This window comes from Phycisphaeraceae bacterium (assembly GCA_019636795.1).
Classification (GTDB): Bacteria; Planctomycetota; Phycisphaerae; order Phycisphaerales; family UBA1924; genus JAHBWW01.
On record JAHBWW010000002.1, the window covers coordinates 558,135 to 576,727 of the forward strand.

15 protein-coding genes are annotated in these 18,593 nt (G+C 62.2%); all 15 read right to left on the reverse strand.

The genetic code is table 11. The annotated features are described in order from the left end of the window. Positions 1 to 204: 204 nt before the first annotated feature. Positions 205 to 585, reverse strand: a complete 381-nt coding sequence (locus KF757_05550) for a hypothetical protein (GenBank protein MBX3322437.1) — start codon at positions 583 to 585, stop codon at positions 205 to 207. A 2-nt stretch (positions 586 to 587) separates the two neighbouring features. Next, complete coding sequence (locus KF757_05555) at positions 588 to 1,205, reverse strand: winged helix-turn-helix domain-containing protein (protein ID MBX3322438.1); 618 nt, start codon at positions 1,203 to 1,205, stop codon at positions 588 to 590. A 51-nt stretch (positions 1,206 to 1,256) separates the two neighbouring features. Beyond that, positions 1,257 to 1,481, reverse strand: a complete 225-nt coding sequence (locus tag KF757_05560; GenBank protein ID MBX3322439.1) for a hypothetical protein — start codon at positions 1,479 to 1,481, stop codon at positions 1,257 to 1,259. A gap of 27 nt (positions 1,482 to 1,508) precedes the next feature. After that, positions 1,509 to 1,781 carry a hypothetical protein gene (locus KF757_05565; GenBank protein ID MBX3322440.1) on the reverse strand — a complete coding sequence of 91 codons (273 nt, stop codon included), beginning with the start codon at positions 1,779 to 1,781 and terminating at the stop codon, positions 1,509 to 1,511. Between the two features lie 274 nt (positions 1,782 to 2,055). Then, positions 2,056 to 2,640 (reverse strand): tetratricopeptide repeat protein, encoded by a 585-nt coding sequence (locus KF757_05570; GenBank protein ID MBX3322441.1) that lies wholly within the window; start codon positions 2,638 to 2,640, stop codon positions 2,056 to 2,058. Next, on the reverse strand, positions 2,637 to 3,161 hold the full coding sequence (locus KF757_05575) for a hypothetical protein (GenBank protein MBX3322442.1): 525 nt from the start codon (positions 3,159 to 3,161) through the stop codon (positions 2,637 to 2,639). Before KF757_05575 ends, KF757_05570 begins: the two co-directional genes overlap by 4 nt. Further along, complete coding sequence (locus KF757_05580) at positions 3,158 to 4,009, reverse strand: hypothetical protein (GenBank protein ID MBX3322443.1); 852 nt, start codon at positions 4,007 to 4,009, stop codon at positions 3,158 to 3,160. The genes KF757_05575 and KF757_05580 overlap by 4 nt, the downstream gene beginning before the upstream one ends. Then, a complete protein-coding gene (locus KF757_05585) occupies positions 4,006 to 4,476 on the reverse strand; it encodes a hypothetical protein (protein MBX3322444.1) in 471 nt (156 codons plus the stop codon). The genes KF757_05580 and KF757_05585 overlap by 4 nt, the downstream gene beginning before the upstream one ends. Then, positions 4,473 to 6,023, reverse strand: a complete 1,551-nt coding sequence (gene tadA, locus KF757_05590; protein MBX3322445.1) for a Flp pilus assembly complex ATPase component TadA — start codon at positions 6,021 to 6,023, stop codon at positions 4,473 to 4,475. Before tadA ends, KF757_05585 begins: the two co-directional genes overlap by 4 nt. 47 nt (positions 6,024 to 6,070) lie before the next feature. Continuing rightward, positions 6,071 to 8,374, reverse strand: coding sequence for a hypothetical protein (locus tag KF757_05595; protein ID MBX3322446.1), 2,304 nt, complete (start codon positions 8,372 to 8,374; stop codon positions 6,071 to 6,073). Positions 8,375 to 8,485: 111 nt separating this feature from the next. After that, complete coding sequence (locus KF757_05600; GenBank protein MBX3322447.1) at positions 8,486 to 8,929, reverse strand: hypothetical protein; 444 nt, start codon at positions 8,927 to 8,929, stop codon at positions 8,486 to 8,488. Then, positions 8,908 to 9,303 carry a hypothetical protein gene (locus KF757_05605; GenBank protein ID MBX3322448.1) on the reverse strand — a complete coding sequence of 132 codons (396 nt, stop codon included), beginning with the start codon at positions 9,301 to 9,303 and terminating at the stop codon, positions 8,908 to 8,910. Before KF757_05605 ends, KF757_05600 begins: the two co-directional genes overlap by 22 nt. A gap of 245 nt (positions 9,304 to 9,548) precedes the next feature. Continuing rightward, the gene (locus tag KF757_05610; GenBank protein MBX3322449.1) at positions 9,549 to 10,778 is read right to left on the reverse strand and encodes a hypothetical protein; all 1,230 of its coding nucleotides are present in this window, start codon (positions 10,776 to 10,778) and stop codon (positions 9,549 to 9,551) included. Between the two features lie 30 nt (positions 10,779 to 10,808). After that, entirely contained in the window at positions 10,809 to 11,273 is a 465-nt protein-coding gene (locus tag KF757_05615; GenBank protein ID MBX3322450.1) for a hypothetical protein, read from the reverse strand. Next, the gene (locus KF757_05620; protein ID MBX3322451.1) at positions 11,270 to 18,442 is read right to left on the reverse strand and encodes a hypothetical protein; all 7,173 of its coding nucleotides are present in this window, start codon (positions 18,440 to 18,442) and stop codon (positions 11,270 to 11,272) included. Before KF757_05620 ends, KF757_05615 begins: the two co-directional genes overlap by 4 nt. Positions 18,443 to 18,593: the final 151 nt, after the last annotated feature.

Here is an 18,593-nt window from a genome sequence, read left to right on the forward strand (position 1 = left end):
TGCTCCATTCGGTAAAGATGCTAGCCGGCCGTGGCCATCAAGTCGGCCTTAATCGCGCCCGGGAGGTTGCTTAGATGCCGCTCGACGAGATGGTGCAAGTCCGTCGCGACCGTGTTGGCTATCCGACGGCGTCTGCCTCGTTCGTGGCGACTCGAAAAACCCCGGCCAGTGGCCGGGGAAGCGGGATCGGGCGATCCCGTTTGGTCAGGCGGGGTCCACCTGCTCTGGCCCCTTGTCGCGCAGGGCGTGGTACTCGGTCATCGCGTCGAGGTGGACATCGATGCTCGCGGGGTAGGTGAGCTTGCCAATGCGTTCGACGATGCCGCGCTCGAGCAGGAAGGCGAGTGCCGTCGCGACCTGCGTGACGGGCTGGTCGATCGCTCCGGCGATGATTTCGACGGTGTCGCCTTCGCCGAACTCGTCGAAGCGATGCGCGACCGCCTCGAGCGACGCGAGCCTGCATCGGTGCTGGTAAGGCTGGCCACGCCGGGGCGTGACGGCTCGGACGAGCATGCCCTTGTGATCAACGCTGAAGGACTCGACACGCTCGTGTTTGGTGTTGGTCGTGGTCGTGGTCTTGGTCACGCTCACGCTCCCTTCTTCGTGCTGGGTCCAGCTTCGAACAGCCCGCGATCGGTCTTGCGGAACCGGGCCGCGTCGCCCTTGCTCGCGATCTCGCGGATGATCGCGGCGTACAGCGTGGCGTGGGGTGTCGCGCCGCTGGTGACCCAGCCGGCTGCGATGGCGCGTTCGGCGATGGCCTTGGCGCTGAGCGGCTCGCGGGCCTCCGTCAGGACCTTGGCGGCGAGGTCGAGGCCGCTGGGCTTGCGGGCGCTGTCGGACTTCGGCTTGAGCGCTTTGGGCGCCTTGGCCCGTGTTTGGCCCACGCTCGCCCGTGTCGCGTCGTTGGGCGTGGGCGCGTCCTTGCCCAAGCGGATCTCGCCGTTGGCCACACGGGCCGCGTGGGCGGGACTGTGGCGTGCGGCGCCCGGCTCGCCCGCTTCGATGCGGTCGATGTTGGCATGAGCGATGGCGATCGCCTCTTTGCGGGCGCGTTCGCCCGCAGCCGTGCGCGCGTTGGCGTGGTCGGGCTTGGTGGTCGCCTTCTGGCTTGGCGTCGCCTTGCTCGTCTTCTTGGCGGCGGCCTTCTTCGTGCTCGCCTTCTTCTGCGTGGTCTTCTTCGTCGTGGTCGTCGTGGTCGTCATGGTCATGCTCCTTTGCGTTCCAAAAACAGCGAAGCCCGCAACACGCGGGCTTCAGATGGGTCGGATCTCGATGTCCCGTTTGCATGCCGGGCACGTGATTCGTGTTGGCGGGGCTGCCTTGCGGCCCGCTTCGTACGCCCGCTCGAGCGCGTCTTTGATCGCGCAGACCGAAAGGTCGTGGAAGTCGAGACGGTCTGCGTTGCGGGACTCGAGCGTCTCAAGGTCGAGCACCTCGCGGGCGATGCGGTCGATGGCGTTGTCGCGTGTCTTGTTCATGGTCGCGTCTCCGTTCGTGGTTGGTGCTCAGCGCTGCTCGTCGCATGCGTTCGCGTCGTTGAGAAACTCCTCGATCGCGTTGCGGTCCATTCCGCTCATGAACTCGACCAGGTTGATCAGGTCGTCGCGGATCTTGCCGAGGTCGGCCACCATGCCCCAGCTCTTGGTGCCGTCGCCCTTCTTGTTGGCGTGGGCGGCGAGTTCCATTCCGAGGACGTCGATCAGCCGGGCGATGTCGGTGTCGTGCGCGGCGTAGGCGTCGGCTGCGGTCTTCTTCGTGGTCGTGTTCGTGCTCGTCATGGCAGGTCCCCTTCGCGTGTGTGGCGGGGTCGTTCATTCGCCCCGCGTTACGCACATGAAGCCATGACATCGGGTAACATGCAAGCGGAATTCGCTGCCTTTCCGCTGGAATCTGCAGATTGTGCACAAGTCCCGCCGCATGTGGGCAAAGGAGGCTATCTGTGTCCGAACACATGCCCGAGATCGCGGACCAAGCCGCTCAGGATGGTGCGCCAGCACGCCGCGGTGCAATGGCCGTCTGTGTGATCAAGTAGCGAAGTCGCGACTCACATGATCAATCAGGCTTCATCTTGAGCCTTTGCGCCAGCGCCCATTGCCGCCAAGTGTCGGATTCGCCGCGCAGGGCGATGTCGTCGAGCAGGGCTGGGGTGCGGTCGTCGGTGCGGCCGGTGCGCAGTTGCAGCCGGGCCAGGGCTTGAGCGCTCTGGATGTGGCCGGGGAAGACCGCCAGCGCGGTGTCGTAGGCGGCGAGGGCTTCATCGGTGCGGCCGGCACGTTCGAGGGTCAGGGCGAGGTTCATGCGGGGGTCGGGGTGGCCGGGCATGAGCTTGCGCGCCCACTCAAACTCCGAAGCCGCCTCGTAAAGCATGCCGCGCGACAGATACACGATGCCGAGGTTGTTGTGGGCCGGGCCGTAGTAGAGATCCGCCGTGAGCGCCTCACGCAGAAGTCGCTCAGCCTTGTCGGGATGCCGCTCCATCTGCTCGATGGCCTGCTCGGTCAGCTGCTGCGCGAGCACCGTGTTGCGAGAGACTTCGGATGGTGTTGCATAGGGGCTGCTGACGGGTTGTTGCTGCGCCGAGCAGCCGCCGAGCAGCATCAGCAGGACCACGCAGCATCCACTCATGGTGCGGCTCATCGAGCATCCTGCCTTTCGCGCGCTTCGTGCGCGATCATGGTGAGTACTGCCAGCACCGCCATGTCGCCGCCGTGCGCGGCGTCCGATCGCTGCGGTCTCAGATCGATCGCCGCGATCACCCATTGCGGCTCTTCGGCTCGCCACAGATTCAGGAATCGGCCCAGATCGCGGAGCGATGGTGCCTGGAGCGTCAACGTTGCGCGGCGCTGCACGGCTTGAGACGTGCCTAGCGCTTTGAGCACGCGCTCGGATTCGGGCGAGACATTCATGATAGCGCTGCTGGCCAGACCCGCCCGAGCCGCGACCGACGCGATGCGAGTGGTCAGAAGACGATCTGACGCTGGCGCGTCGGCCTCGGGCAGTGAGCGCAGCGCTTCGATATGTCTGGCGATGTCCTGCACCCGCGCCTGCGTCGCGCTTGCCTGCTCGTGTGCCGCTCGCCAGCGCGGGATGGTGCCAAGCAACATGGTGACCGATGCCATGATCGCGACGATCCAGATCAGGACAATGCTGCGGGTCATGGGCCAGCCTCCGCGCGGCGCGAGCGGGTGGCGTCGGGCCTCAGGCGCAGGGCGATGCGCGACAAGCCGCGGGCGCTGCTGAGGCGAGGCTCTTCGAGACGCCAGCCTGCGGGGGCCGAGATCGCTTCAAGCAGAGTCGCTGGATCGGCCGAGGTCGAGACCGCGATCTGGATATCGGCCTCGGCGACATTGATCGATTCGACAAAGGCATCGGTCGCATCGGGCCAGGCTGAGAGCACCAGCGCCAGCGCGATCGTTGCATCGGCGGGCAGCGAAAGGGCCGAGGCGAGCTGCAGGCGATCCTGACGCTGGGCGAGTTCACGCTCGAGAGCCTCCGCATCGACGTTGGCGGCCTGGAGCATCTGCTCGATGGCTGTCTGGCCACGGTTGGCGCTGGCGTGATGCGACTGCGCACGCCGCTCAAGCCCGAGCGCCATCATCGCTGCGCACAGCAGCAGCGTTGCGGCGTACACGGTGTGTCGGACGGTGCGCTGCCGAGTCAGGCTGCGCGGTGCAAACCGACCGACCAGAAAGTTCAGACGCGATGGATCGAGGTCGCTGTCGAGCCACTCGGGCAGCGTTGCAGGTTGCAGCGAGATGACGTCTCGTCCCGATGGGTCGGACCAGACGTGTTGGATGTCTGACGCAGAGACCGCGCAGACGATGGTCTGGCCACGCCCGTCGCGCGCTGCCACCATAGACAGCGTGTCGGCATCGCTCGGGATGTCGGCTGCGGCCTCGTGAAGCAGGCCCGCAGCCGCCGGGCCATCCTTGCACCGCACCGGCCACTCCACGACCGACCAGAAGCAGCGCTGCGGCGACCAGGTCACGATGCGCTCGCTGCTCATGACCCGCCTCCGGCAAGCAACAAGGCCACCGTGCGCTCCCCATCGCGCACCACGATGCCCAAGCGGTCGATCGACTCGATGATCCGCCCGCGCGCAATCTCCTGCCCCACACCGACCGAGACCAGCACATCGCGATCCGGGTCATAGAGCACAGCGCGCGGCGATCCGGCCTCATCGACGATCGCGATGAGTTGCAGTTTTAGTGGCGGGGGCGGCGGCAGCGGTTTGGGCGCTGCGACCTCGACCGGCGGCGGAGCGACATACCAGATCGGGACGCCAAAGGCCGACAGGTCCAGTGGCTCGAGTTGAAGACCGTGCGCTAGGCCAGCCACCTCATCGGTCCTGATCACGACCTCGCCCGATGGCAACGGCCAGAGCGACCAGACCAGAGCGGTCAGCACCGCGCCCGCGCACACCGCAGCGTGCCTCACCCAGCGCGGCGAGCGCAGCGTCCCGTGCTCCCTCATGTCTCAAGCTCCTCGCTCGCGTCGATGACGCGCGAGAGCTCGGCCTGCGTCGACACGCCTGAAGCCACCAGCGACAGCCCGTGCTCATGCAACGTGCGCATCCCGCGCGAGCGGGCCAGCGCCAGGATCTCGTTGGCCGGGGCGCGGTTGCTGATCATCGAGCGCAGCGCGGTATCCAGCACCAGCAGCTCAAAGAGCCCCGTCCGGCCCTCAAAGCCCGTCATCAGGCACGCCTCGCACCCGCGCCCGTCGCAGGCACCGTGCACCGTCCGCACCAGCCGCTGCGCCAAGACCGCACAGAGCGATGATGACACCAGAAACGGCTCGACGCCCAGATCAAGCAGACGCGCGATCGCACTGGCTGAATCGCTCGTGTGCAAGGTCGAGAGCACCAGATGCCCCGTCAGACTCGCCTGCACCGCAATGCGGGCCGTCTCCTCGTCGCGGATCTCGCCGACCATGATCACATCAGGATCCTGCCGCAAAATGTGCCGCAGCCCCGTGGCAAACGTGACATTCTTCTTCGGATCGACCTGCGTCTGGCTGATCGCAAGCCCGGCTCCCGAGAGGTCATACTCGACCGGGTCTTCGACCGTGACCATGTTGAGTTCGCAGCCGCGCATCGAGCCGCCCGCGTTGGTGGCGCTGATCCACGCCAGGCTCGCGTACAGCGTCGTCGTCTTGCCGCTGCCCGTGGGCCCCGTCGAGAGCACGATGCCGCTGGTGCGCGCGATCTGCGCCAGGTACGCACGCTCAAGATCATCAGTCATGCCCAGACTTGCAAAGCTCGACAGGTGCGGCGAGCGCGCGGGATCAAGCAGGCGCAGGACCACCCGCTCGCCATACACGCTCGGCAGCGTGCTGATGCGCAGGTCCGCCTGCCGACCAGCAGCCGACGCGTGCCGCCCGCCGGCGCGACCGATCGAGACCGAGGCCCGGCCATCCTGGGGCGCACGCCGCTCGGCCACATCCAGACCCGCCATCACCTTGATCCGGCTGACCACACTCGCCGCCACCGACGACGGAAGCTCACGCATCGTGTGCAGCGAGCCATTGAGCCGGTAGCGCACCAGCGTGCGGTCGCGCAGCGGCTGAAGATGCACATCGCTCGCGCCGCGCACCAGCGCTTCAAACAGCACCAGGTCGACCAGCCGCACCGCCGGAGCCTTGCCGTGCGTACTCAAGAGATCGCGCTCGGCATCGCGCACGGCCAGATCCAGATCCCCCGCGACATCCTCGCCGCCCTCAATGACGATCGCTTCCTCAGCCTCGCGCTCTTCGCTGCGCTCAGCCGCATACGCCCGGTCAATGGCGATCGCCAGATCTTCGGCCGGACAGGTGCGGACATCGACCGCGCAGCCCAGACGCACCCCGATATTGAAGATCGCCGCGGGCCGCGTCTGGGCCGAGGCCAGAAGCAGCTCGACGCCTTCACGGCACCCGGCGCTGAGCACCAGGTGCCGACGCGCAAACTCGTGGTCGATCAGGCGCATAAACGTCTCGCTCGGCCGCGCCGTGCCCGCTGTCCATGCCGCCGTGGCCGTCATGGCCGGCGCAGAACCCGGTCCCGCATCCACATCAGTCGCTGGCGCGCTCACCGGATCACCCTCGGCTCGACCACCGGCCAGCCCGTCTCAAGGTCGACCGCTTCAGCCTGTCGATCCGACAGATGCTTGAGACTCTCAAGATCATGCTCTCGCATCACACTCGCCCGAATGAACACATAGAACTTCGAGTGGCTGCTCGCGCGGCTCCGGCTCTTAAACGCCTCGCCCACCACCGGGATCCGGCCCAGCAGCGGCACCTGCGTCACACTCTGCGACTCGTCCTCGATCTCGATCCCGCCCACCACCACCGTGTAGCCATCGGGAATCGTCGCCACGCTGCTCACGCGGTTCTGCTGCCGCGCCGGAGGCAGCGTCGGCGAAGATGCCGGACCCAGAAACGCGCTGAGCGACACCGAATACTCCAAAAGCAGATGATCGCCCTCGGCGATCTGCGGCACAATCGTCACCGTCGTCCCCGCATCCTGCGTGCCGCCAAACGACGTCGTCGACACTGTGTTCGAGGCGTTCACGCTCGCAAACGGCTGCTGCACTACCGAATCGAGCCGCGCCACCTGGTTGTTGCCCACCAGCAGCGTCGGCATGCTCAGCGATCGCCCGTCCGAGATGCTCTCGATCGCGCGCAGCACAATCGAAAAGTCACCCGGATTGAGCACCACGCCAGTCAGGCCCGTGGCCGACACCGGGCCATCGAGCTGCCCACCCGTGCGCGTGCCAAGGCCAAACAGCGACGACAGCCGGATGCTCGTCTGGCCCGACATCGCCAGTTGCTCGAGTTCCACGCCAAGGTCGCGCGACTGGCTCTCGGTCAACGTCACCAGCAGCACATCGAGCATCACCTGCGATTGGCGGACATCCAAGGTCCGCAGCAATGACTCAATCTGGGCCAGCAATCGCGGCTCACCGGCCGCGATGAGCGTGTTGGTATGTTCGTCGGCTGACAACATCACCGCGCTGCCCGCACCTTGCTGCATCGCCCGCCCGCTCGAACCTGGCGCTGCTCTTGTCGGCGATACGCCTTCCTCGCTGCCCAGCGGCGGAGGCGCAAGCGTCACGCCATCATCGCGCACTTCCCGCACGCCCGCTGACGTGCGCTCCGACTCGGTCGCGGCCGCTTCCAAAATGCCGCTGGCCAGCAGATGTTCGAGAATCGAACGCATCTCCAGCACCGAGCGGTTGCGAATCACAAAGGTCCGCACCGGCCGGCGCGCCGCCGACGGCGCTGCATCCAGCCGGGTAATTAACGTCGCGATCTGCTCATGAGAAGCTGGTGTCGTCGTGATCACAAGACTGCCCGTGATCTCATCAATGATCATGCGCCAGCGATCGTCCGTCGGCTGCCGCACCGTCTGCTCGATCAGCGATGCAATATCACGCGGCGCAAAGTGCAGCGGCGTATAGCCCACCGTCTCGAGCCGCTCACGCGAATCAAGTTCAGAAACAAGTTCACGCAGCGAAGGAAGATGCTCCTCCGTCCCGATCAGCAGCACCGCGCGCGGATCGGCCGCGGCAATCACCTCGCCGCCCGTCTTGCGCCCCGTGGCAAGTTCACGCTTGGCCGCGACCTGCATGATCAGAGCCGTCATCTGCACGCCCGAGAGATTTGATAATGCAACTTCCTCAACCCGCGCCGACGCCGCCGGAAGATCCAGCCGCACCGCCATCTCAAGCACCTGTGCCAGCCGAGGCGAAAGATCGCTCACCACCACCATGCTCTCGCCCGCCGCCTGCACACTGCCGCCAGGCTTAGAAACCAGACGCGTCAACGTCTCGACCACCTCGCGCGCTGGCCGGTGCCTCAGCCCAAAGCCGATCGACCGAAACCCAGGCTCGGGGCTCGATGCCGAATGCGGCGGGCTTTGGACGCCAGCCGCAGCACCGGGCCGATCGAGCAGCACTCCGGCTCCTTCGTTGTCTTTCGCGTGGCGTTCCTTCGCGTCGCCGCCGCCTTCAAGCCCCTCGCCCACAGGCAAAAACGCGGCCGCAGCGTGTGCCGACGCCATCGCCGCACGTACATCATCAAATGTCTCAAGCGGCGCAAAGCCCGCCGCATCCGCAAGCCGCACCACACTGTACGACCGATCACCCGACAGCCGCACCGTTGTCAATCCACGCGACACCAGCACGCGGTTGGTCACGTACCACAACTCCAGATCACTCACCGCCGACTCAAACCGCATCGTCGCCGACCCGCGCACCACCGACGCGTCATATTCAACATTCACACCAAGACGCCCCGCAGCCAGATCCACCAGCCGCGCAAGCTCAACCTGGCCCGCCGGAAGTGTCTGGTTCGGCTGGGTTTGCGCAGCTTGCCCGATCGAAGGAGCCACGGAGCACCCAAGGAGCAATGCTGCCCCGAGTGCAGAAGCGGTCCATGGCCTGAGGAGTCTGCGGCAGGGCATACGAGGAAGTCTACCACATCGGGGCTGGCCGTGCCGGGTCTATGCGAGGCCGACGATTGCGTCCGGCTCGCCGTAGGCCGCGTAGTCGACCTCGAGGCTGGCCCGCTCGCGCAGCCAGACCGAATGGCTCGTGCTGCCCCAGTCGTCGCCGATGACGCGTCGGACGCTGAACATGCTGTCAGAGAGTGTAAGGGCCAGGTCGCCGTGCGACCACGCACCGTCCGGGGGCGTGTAGGTCGTGCCGGGCAGGCCGTGCTGCACGCGACGGGCGACCAGATCGTCGATATACCGCACGCCCCACACCTGCTGGATCACACGGTCCAGGCCCGCCGAGGTCCCGAAATCTTCATCGATGTGCTCCTCGACCACCTGCCACGCAGCCGAGTAATAATATATCCGCTCGTCATCGACCGCCGTCGCCTGCGTCGTCTCGGCGTCGTACCGCCGCAGCGTCCGCCAGTTCAGCCCGTTGTACTCGTACACCCACGCAACACCGACCCCGGCTGCCGCGTCACCGACACAAGCCGGTTCCAGGCGTCGTGCACAAAGTCCACGTCATATTGAGTCGGCAAAGGCGTGCCCGGAATCGTCCGCGTCTCCTGCTTCAGGTTGCCCGACGGGTCGTAGGTCAGCGCCGAACTGAACGGCTCGAAGGCCTTGCTCGCCGTCAGCAACTCGTTGGCCAGATTGTGCGTCCGGTCCTGCACTTCGTCGGTGTCGCCGAAGTCGCCATCGCCCGTCAGGTCAAAGCCCGTCTCGAGCCAGTTGCCGGGCATGTCGAGTTCCCACGACCGCGAGCCGACGGCACTGGTCAGCCCGCCGACGGATGTTCGGCATTTTTGTTCCGCAAGGTTCACTGCTGGTCAACAATGAATCGCTCATAGCAGTATGGGCACAGCAAGCCAATCAAAGCGCGATAGTAGTCATCTCCAGCAGCAATCGTAATGTTGCATATAATGCAGTGTCCGTGAGTAGCAGTACTGACCCATTTAGAGTGCGACCATGAGTGCCGTTTTGCATCTTGTACGCACATAGTCAAATAGTCGAGATCAATCCGTGCGCCATTGACTTCTATCCATTTGTCGTCCACGGAATGCGCCTTTCAATCGTACAAGATGCACTTTCTGTCTAAAGAGGGACCTCGCCTGCGAATGTCCACATGCGGCGGGCCATGCAGCGGATCTGTGTGAACATTGTATGATCTTTTTGTCACTGGATTATAAAAAGTTTCAGCGCCCTCTCGAATACTGCGAGGCGGTCCACACTTCTTGATGAGAGCAGTCCGAGCTTGGCTAGGCGACAGTTGTCGAAAATAAACATCCGGAGATATTAGACCACCACTTCGCGTCGAGCAATTTGATGCGGATTCCACGCGAAAAACTGCAGGTACTCGGCAAAACAAGGTGAACAACAGCACCTCATCAAGCGTCGAACTGAGTCCAGGATTCTCTCTCCGAACTCCCCACATACTCACAATGTCTTCGGTAGAACGAATCGGCCTGCTATCAAGAACCGGGCCGAAAGCATCGTTCGAGAAACGACCGGAACATTCATTGTCATGCCATTGCGCTTCGAGTTGCGCCAGCACGAACTGAATCGACATGCGACGCCGCTCGATACAGTCACGGTCGGTGTACGCCAGCGAACTCAACCCAGTTTTACATGACGCCACCTGGTTGGCCGCAGCCTCTTCCTGCGAGGCCACATCATCCGCGAGAGTCGCGATATAATCAGCAACTCGACTACATCGAGCATCGCTGCACAGCTCCGAAGCGCCGAGATCCTGGAGAATGGGCATCATCTTTGGAGTGCGACACGCCCCGCTGCCCGACCATTGAATCATTGTACAAGCCATATCAGGCCGACCACTTGCCAGACCCGACGGGTCAACAAACATGATCGGATCTGACGACCCATACTGATACAAGTTCCCCCCATCCACATACCCCGCCGGATCTCTCTCGATCCACCGCCCCAGCCTTGGGCTGTAGTGCCTGAATCGCACGCAGTAGATCTGCTCTTCGCAGTTGAACCTGTAGCCCGCGTAGCCGACCTCGTTGTCCGGCCCGTCTTCGTCGCGAGGCCCGCTGATCCAGCCCTTCGGCAGCGCCGCACGCGTGCCGAACGCCGCGACGCGCGTGATGTCCTCCGACACACCATACGGCAGGATCGAGCCGTCGCGATCAAGATCCATGTCCGCGTGGTAGCCCGAGTCGCCGATCGACTTGCCCTCCCCGTTGATCACCGCCTGCGCGTCGAAATAATCGACCGCACCGTCGCCATTGACATCGCCTCCCCGCGGTGCTTGAAAACGGCAACTGCGTCTCAACAAGGCACAGAATGACAAGGCGTTCACTCGCAACTAGCCACCATCCGTATTCTGCGTTGAATCCGAAACAATTTTCCGGATCCAGTTTTCAATCACTTGATCTTCAAACCCAATCTTTCCAACTCGTTGATTCCAATCCGCTGCTGAGGACTTTCGAGTGGACACTACTAATTGTGAATCAAGAATATTTATGCGTACAGTTTCTGCTTCAATAACTACTCTTGGCACATACGAAATAAATGACACCTTGGAGTCCATGGCCAATTTCTTGGACAAGTACTCAGAAAGTATCGCCTGTTTCGAATCGCCCGGAAAATACGTTTGTTTAAATGATGGTTCTCCGCCTGGAGTGCGGACGAAAACAGAGATGCTTTCATGCTGTAGTCCGCTTGGATCGACTGGGGTAGCGTCAAAAACTCGGATGGACCACAAATAGATAAGAATGACCGCAAATGCAGCCGCTATGCCGAAAAACACAAATCGCCTCTTCTTATTCAATATTTCGGCCCCCACAAAACATTTGGCTGAGGTGATGTGCGTCGCGGCGGTTCGGGGAAAAATTTGTCCTTCAGAATTTGGTAGGCATTTTCCGAAAATTTTCTGCAGGTGGTGTGGCAAATAGAGTAATTTGCTCTTTGGCCATCCAAAGACCGCAGATACTCTTCGGCTTCACGATCTTGGGCGCATGTAGTTTTGAGTCTGCGATTCTTTTTTTCCTTGGTGGCGTCATCAATCACGTCTTCATAAACTTCTCCATCACCGTCATCTCTGGGGCCATCGATTGGAAATTTAGTTCCAGGTGGCAATGGGTTTGTCGCCTTTCCATCCTCACCGCTGCTGGACGAATCGTCATCAGAACTATCAGGGTCGGTCGACGAGCCATCGCTGCAATCCGAGTCAGGTATGGAACCGCTCGCATCAATCGCTCCGAAACTGATACAGTATTTTCCTGTCTTCTTTGAACAATCTTGGCTCCATGTATCGACACATATACGCTGATGAAGACCACGTACCTGTTTTGTGTTCTCAATCCATACATCTAGCCCATATGGATCTTGATGCAGTGACGGGCGAGAAAGAGCATATTGGGAAAGGTTTGCCCCATCGACATACCCCGCCGGATCCCTCTCGATCCACCGTCCCAGCCTCGGGCTGTAGTGCCTGAAGCGCACGCAGTAGATCTGCTCCTCGCAGTTGAACCGATACCCCGCATAGCCGACCTCGTTGTCCGGCCCGTCTTCGTCGCGAGGCCCGCTGATCCACCCGCGTGGCAGGGCCGCGCGCGTGCCGAACGCCGCGACGCGCGTGATGTCCTCCGACACGCCATACGGCAGGATCGAGCCGTCGCGATCAAGATCCATGTCCGGGTGGTAGCCGCCGTCGCCGATCGACTGACCCGCCGCGTTGATCACGGCCTGCGCGTCGAAGTAATCGACCGCACCGTCGCCATTGACATCCCCGCCCCAGCGGTGCTCGCCGCGCCCGTACGGCGAATACGCCACGCGTTCATACAACACCCCGGCCTCGTCAAGCACAGCAACCACGCTGAACTGTACGTCCGTCGCCAGGAAAAAGATCCCGTCATCCGCATCGGCAAAGTCGCCGTCGGCGTTGCGGTCCAGCCGCCGCAGCACGGCATCATCAATGTACCGCAATCCCCACACCTGCTGGATCACACGGTCCAGGCCCGCCGAGGTCCCGAAATCTTCATCGATGTGCTCCTCGACCACCTGCCACGCAGCCGAGTAATAATATATCCGCTCGTCATCGACCGCCGTCGCCTGCGTGCTCCCCGAGTCGTACCGCCGCAGCGTGCGCCAGTTCAGCCCGTTGTACTCGTACGACCCACGCAACACCGACCCCGGCTGCCGCGTCACCGACACAAGCCGGTTCCAGGCGTCGTGCACAAAGTCCACGTCATATTGAGTCGGCAAAGGCGTGCCCGGAATCGTCCGCGTCTCCTGCTTCAGGTTGCCCGACGGGTCGTAGGTCAGCGCCGAACTGAACGGCTCGAAAGCCTTGCTCGCTGTCAGCAACTCGTTGGCCAGATTGTGCGTCCGGTCCTGCACTTCGTCGGTGTCGCCGAAGTCGCCATCGCCCGTCAGGTCAAAGCCCGTCTCAAGCCAGTTGCCGAGCATGTCGAGTTCCCACGACCGCGAGCCAACCGCGCTCGTCAGCCCCGCCGTCGGGTCGCCGACCGTCACCGCCGCCCCACGATCGGCCTGCACCAGTCGATCGAGCTCGTCGTACGAATAGTTCCAGTCCCGATTCGGCAGGTGCGCCCCCGGGCGCGCATCGTGCTTCGCAATCCGATTCGACGAGGCGTCGTAGGCGTAGACCTCGGCCAGGATCGGCGGGATGTTCGGCACGGCCGAGTTGCTCGCGTGCTCGTCAAACCCGCCGTCCACCCACATCTGCCGCAGCACGCGGCCGTGACGGTCAAAGCCCGGGTAGACCCCGCTCTCACGCTCGCCGTTGAGGTGCACCGTGCGGTCAAGACCGAAATCCGGCACGGCATAGTCCACCACGGCAAAGATGCCGAGGCCCACATAGTCGTACAGCACGATGTCCTCGACGGTGGTGTCATCGTCGATGTCTATGCGCAGTTTCGCGATGCGGCTGAGGCGGTCGTCGATGGTGCCCGAGCCGTAGCCGTAGAAGACCGTGGGCGCGCCGTTGCTCGCCGGATATCCAAGCGATGCGAGACGACTGTAGTTGCCGTTCTCCCAGTCGGCTTGGTCGTAGTCGTACGTCACAGCCTGCGTATCGCCGGTGGGCGTGCCGGCCGATTCCGTCACCGCGCTGTTATGGTCCTGGAACACCTTCTCCACCTGCCAGAGTCCGTTGTAGGTGAACTTGACGCCATTGATCGCCGTGGCGCCCGATGTGTCCGAATAGGTCGTGACCTCTCCGAGCCTGCCGAGCGGGTCGTAGGAAACCCCGATGCGCCGCGCCCACCCGCTGATGCCGCTCCCGAGCGTATCGGCGATGTTCACTGTCACCCGCCCGATGGCGTCGCGCTCATAGACGTGAATCGTCCCGTTCTGATCCTTGACGCCGCTCAACTCGCCCAGCCGGTTGTAACCGTAGAACACCTTGAAGGCATCCGTGGTCCCCGGCTCGCCGGTCGATTCATCGGGATAATGCACTTCCTTGAGCAGCGAACCGCTGGCAATCAGCGAATCAGTCGTTCCGGGGCTGGCCGCATTGGTTGTGCCATAGACATATCGAGTGACCTGCACATCCTCGATCGTGTCGTAGCCGTCCTGCACGGCGAGATGCGCAACCTGCTTCACAACGTTGCCGACCCCGTCGTAGATGTACGAGGTCACCCGGTTGGCATCCATTCTGGTGTAATCGAGCCCGTCGGACACCGTCCAGCGCCCGTTGCCCGAATCCCAGGTGATCTCAAGTTCCGGATCCGATTCTGGATCGAAGTTCTCGATGCTCGCAGCCGTGCGCCCAAGATCATCCCGAAGCAACCGTGTCACCTTGCCAGCCGGATCCACGGCGTCAAGCATCATGCCCCGCGTGTCATACGTGACCGATTCGATCAGCCACTCCGGGTTCGTCGCGCGATCCGGCAGCGAGGTCAACGGCTCCGGTGCTTCCCCACCGATCTCGAACAGATCATTCGCGGTGTTCGTGCCGTACTGAACACTGCCGATTCTCCGCAGCGCATCGTCATACACAAACCCGGTGTACATCGCAACAGCACTATTCTCGTCGAGAGCCCCCGTGCCACTGGTGTCATCGTGCCGGCGCAGGAAGCGGGACACTCCGGTGACCCGCCCGGCGGGCGAGTACTGATACTCGGTCTGCTCGATGATGTGGTCGCCTGCGGCATCCACAGCGTCCGCGTAATTTCCTGATGCGCTCGGCAACTCGTCATCGGCCCGGTCCGTGACGTACACCGCCGTGGCCCTGCCGTGCGCGTCATACACCCGCTTGACCGCGGGCCCGTTGGCACCCCACTGGGCGATCACCCGACCCTGATCGTCGAACCAGGTGTTTGATTCAAGGAAGTCTGGCGAACTGGCCGCCGGATCGATCGCTGTCCGCTCCTTGTAGACCAGCCCCCGCTGGCTGTACATCCGCACCATGTACGAACCCCGGTCCGTGTTCGTCGTCGCGGGGTCGATTGCATCCAGCGTGTGTGAATGTCCAGACGCGTACGTCGCCTGGGCGGCGAGCCGATCCAGGTTGTCATACTTGAAGACCTGATCCGGAGTGTTTGCGCCGCTTGGCGACTCCACCGCGATCAAGCGATCACGATGGTCGAAGTATTGCTTCGTATCGCGCGAGGTTGATCCATCTTCGTGCTGCCGGACAAGCGTCAGGGTGCCGTTGCCAACACCCGAAGTCGTTGTCTGGGCGCTGTCGTAGAAGTTTTCCAGCACGGTCACCGGATCGTACTCGGACCCACTTTCATCACGCCCAACGCGCACCTGAACAACGCGATCCATCACGTCGTACTCATGCTCGGTGATCGTGCCGTTGGGATCAATCCTGCGCGCCAGGCGACCGAGACTGTCGTATGACAACGAAGTCGTGTTCCACGCTCCGCCGCTGACATCTTCCCACTCCTGAATCTGTGTGACCAATCCGGCAAGCGAGTGATGCACAACGCGCCGCGAGACCTCGCCTTGCGGAGCATCGGTGAGGGCAGTTTGCCCGACTGGAGTTAACTCAAACTCGTACAGCCCTGCCAACGGGCTGTAATCTTCCGTGGGATCAAGCGTGTAGTCGCTGCTGCGGATCGTCTGGCCGCCTGCATTAACCCAGGTCACGCTCGCCAGACCGTCAAACGAGTCATCGAGGAGGCGGTGAGGAAGATCAATCGCGGCCAGATAGAGCGTACCGCTCCGCAACGAGTTGCCTCGCATCTCTCGCCTGGTGTACCGCGCGACTCCACCAGGAGCAATCGTCCGTGTCACCCGCCCGAGCAGGTCTCGATCATACAGAGTGACCAGTTCCTCGCTGGCATTCGAGGCCATTCCCCAGCCCTCTGTTGACAGCTCGGCGTGTGACGCCGGCAGGTCGTGCTCTCCGCCCTCTGATCCAAGTTCACCGGGATCTTCAGCCATGGCGTTGCGAACGACAGCCGACAATCTCCCGGATCCTCTCATGTAACGGCGGTGCGTCAGCGTCAGTTCTTCCGGTGCCGCACCCGGGTGCGCTGACCAGACGTTGTTGCCCCTGGCGTCAAAGATTTCATACCGCGCAACGGTGTTCTCTGTACCTGAAGGACCGTTTTCGGCCTCGATCTCCCGCTCCACCTCGGCCTTGACATAGGCCAGGGCATTCTGTTCCGTTTCGAAGAACCCGTATGAAAACGAAGTCACTTCAATGTCGTGATCAGCCGTTCCGCCCGCCACGCGGTACCTCTTGATCGCCTTGATCAAATCGGTGCGGAAATACTGCGGTTCGTCTTCGTCATCCCATTCATAGTCCTCGGAGTCCACGTACTCGTGCTCTTCAATCAGGTCATAGCCGCCGCCTGCCTTGCTGACCCACACCTGAGCGCGACGATTCTCCACGTTGTAGCCGAACTTGTAGGCCAAGCCGGCGGTTGGATCCGCCGTGAAATCGGGCGCTTCGTCATCTTCATCACAGGGCACATATGAAGTCACAGACGATGGAGTAAATTGAACCTCAAGATTGCCATACTCCCCGTTGTCTGCTTCCTCTCCCGGATCCCAGTCGACATGGTCCCACGCCTTCGCCCAGATGCGCGCCGTTTCACCTGACGAATCGGCGATCGCTCGCGACACCATGTAAGCGGGATACGGCTTGCCTTGCACGCTTGTGCCGCTGCGAAGCCGCTCGAAGTCATAGTACCACGTGCGATACGCCAGATAATCCCCGGTGCCATCGTCGACGCTTTCAGTGATGCGGGCCGTCATGCCCGGGCGGCTCGACCCGCCGGCCCAGTCATAAGAGAAGTAGTCGTACTCCAGCTGCACACCCTGCGCCGCACCGCCGCCGCATCCGCACGAACTCTGCACCCACTGGCGAGCTACGCGCTGCGAGGCGTCGTCGTAATCGACGATCTTGGCGCACAAATCGATCAGCTCGATTCCCGTTCCTTCCAGGTCCGCTGCATCATCCGCGACGGTGCGGAGAAGGTCAGCCGCTTCCTGCATGGTCTTGATATCAGACTCTTCAATCCCCCAGGCGTTTGCGAAGAACTCGATCTGCTCCGGCTGAATAATCATCTCGAGCTGCATCGACTGGCCGCGGGCGTTGAGACGATCGTCCAACTCAGTTCCGGCGGTTTCGGTCTCGTGATAACGGTACTGAGTGATCCTCGTTCTCCACGAGTCCTCTTCAGAGGGGTCGCCGTCAAGCAGCGTGCGATGCACCACCTCGATGAGCAGTCCGATGTCCGACGCACCCACGTCACCGTGAGACGCAACCCCCTGCTGGCCTGCATATCGGTACTGGCAGGTTTGCGTGAGAACCCGATGCCCCTGGGCGTTGAACCGATAGACTTCGATAGCGCCAAGCCGGCCGCGAATCGCGGGGTTCGTCTCGGACACGATCCAGTCGAATTCAACCACAGCCTCCGGAGCATCCGGCCCCAGAATAACACCCGGTGTGCCGTTCAAATAAATCGTGCTCAGGCGAATCGTCGAGGCCAAGTCCCCAAACTGGCGATACTTGTAGATGCGGCGATTTCCGTACGAGTCACTCCACTGCGCAATACTCCCTCCTACCTTGTTGAAATCGAGGAAGCCTCCTCCCGGCTCCGAGAGCCTGTAGACATCTACGACATCGTCTCCGACCTCGATGTCTTCGAGTTCAAGAATGCCCCACTGAACGCGTCGTCCTCCCGGACCCCATCCAACAATCGTCTGCATGGGGTCATACAGAGGCTCGAAGGACCTGAACTTGTGCATCGGGGGGCCTGTCAGGTGAAGATAATCATGGACGTCGCGCCACAGCCTGCGAAAACTCGAGATCTGCCAGTTGGCCCCGACCAATCCCGGCACCGGACCCGACGAGGCATGCAGATCCGGATCGCTTGAATAGCCGCGCACAATGCGATAGTCAGGCCCGGTCACCGGCACAACGACGTCAACAACCTGCTCGACCTTGTGTCCGGTGACGAGATACACCGCAGCGGTTGTGGTACCGCCCCCCTGCGGGTCATCAGGCGAAGGCTCGCCAGCGTCCGCCGGAGAATCGGGGTCTGCACCACCATCACCGCAATCAACTTCAGCCTCATCGATCCCCGCGCCTCCACTTCCACCGGAACCGTCTGAAGACTCACCATCCTCTTCGTCGGCAAGATTCTCGGGAAACTCATGGAAAGCGGGTTCAATGACTGCTCTGAGCGGGGTCGCCGGTTTGTAACCGACTTCGGCGTCACCATATAAATAACCATCATCTTCAAATTCGACGATCGCGCACGGAATTTCAGCAAAGAGGTCGAGAGGGCCCGACACATCATTGAGCATCGGGCCGTCACACTCGCCTGAAGTCGAGGCATCGATGACGACGTAAAATCCGTCGGGAAACGGTAACGGAGCAGGAGGGGCCGGAACAGGGAGGTTCGGATCGTGGTTGTCGCTTTCAATCATGGCGACATAGAGCTCAACGACATCATCTTCACCGAGGTGATCCAAATTTACTATGCGCACACGAGCTCGTGTGGCTTCCATGCTCATAGATACAAAATGGCGTGGCTCAAATGGATCAATTAATCCAGGATCATAAGAGTAACTATAGTTGGCAGAGGCACTGAGTGCTCCGCTAAGGCATGACGGGTTGGTGCCCGGGCAAGTCCATTCACTATTGTTCCACTCACTCTCA

Coding starts and splice junctions, on each gene's coding strand:
- KF757_05555 (MBX3322438.1), bottom strand. CDS start 1,205: ATGACGACCACGACGACCACGACGAAGAAGACCACGCAGAAGAAGGCG.
- KF757_05560 (MBX3322439.1), bottom strand. CDS start 1,481: ATGAACAAGACACGCGACAACGCCATCGACCGCATCGCCCGCGAGGTG.
- KF757_05565 (MBX3322440.1), bottom strand. CDS start 1,781: ATGACGAGCACGAACACGACCACGAAGAAGACCGCAGCCGACGCCTAC.
- KF757_05570 (MBX3322441.1), bottom strand. CDS start 2,640: ATGAGCCGCACCATGAGTGGATGCTGCGTGGTCCTGCTGATGCTGCTC.
- KF757_05575 (MBX3322442.1), bottom strand. CDS start 3,161: ATGACCCGCAGCATTGTCCTGATCTGGATCGTCGCGATCATGGCATCG.
- KF757_05580 (MBX3322443.1), bottom strand. CDS start 4,009: ATGAGCAGCGAGCGCATCGTGACCTGGTCGCCGCAGCGCTGCTTCTGG.
- KF757_05585 (MBX3322444.1), bottom strand. CDS start 4,476: ATGAGGGAGCACGGGACGCTGCGCTCGCCGCGCTGGGTGAGGCACGCT.
- tadA (MBX3322445.1), bottom strand. CDS start 6,023: ATGACGGCCACGGCGGCATGGACAGCGGGCACGGCGCGGCCGAGCGAG.
- KF757_05620 (MBX3322451.1), bottom strand. CDS start 18,442: ATGGAAGCCACACGAGCTCGTGTGCGCATAGTAAATTTGGATCACCTC.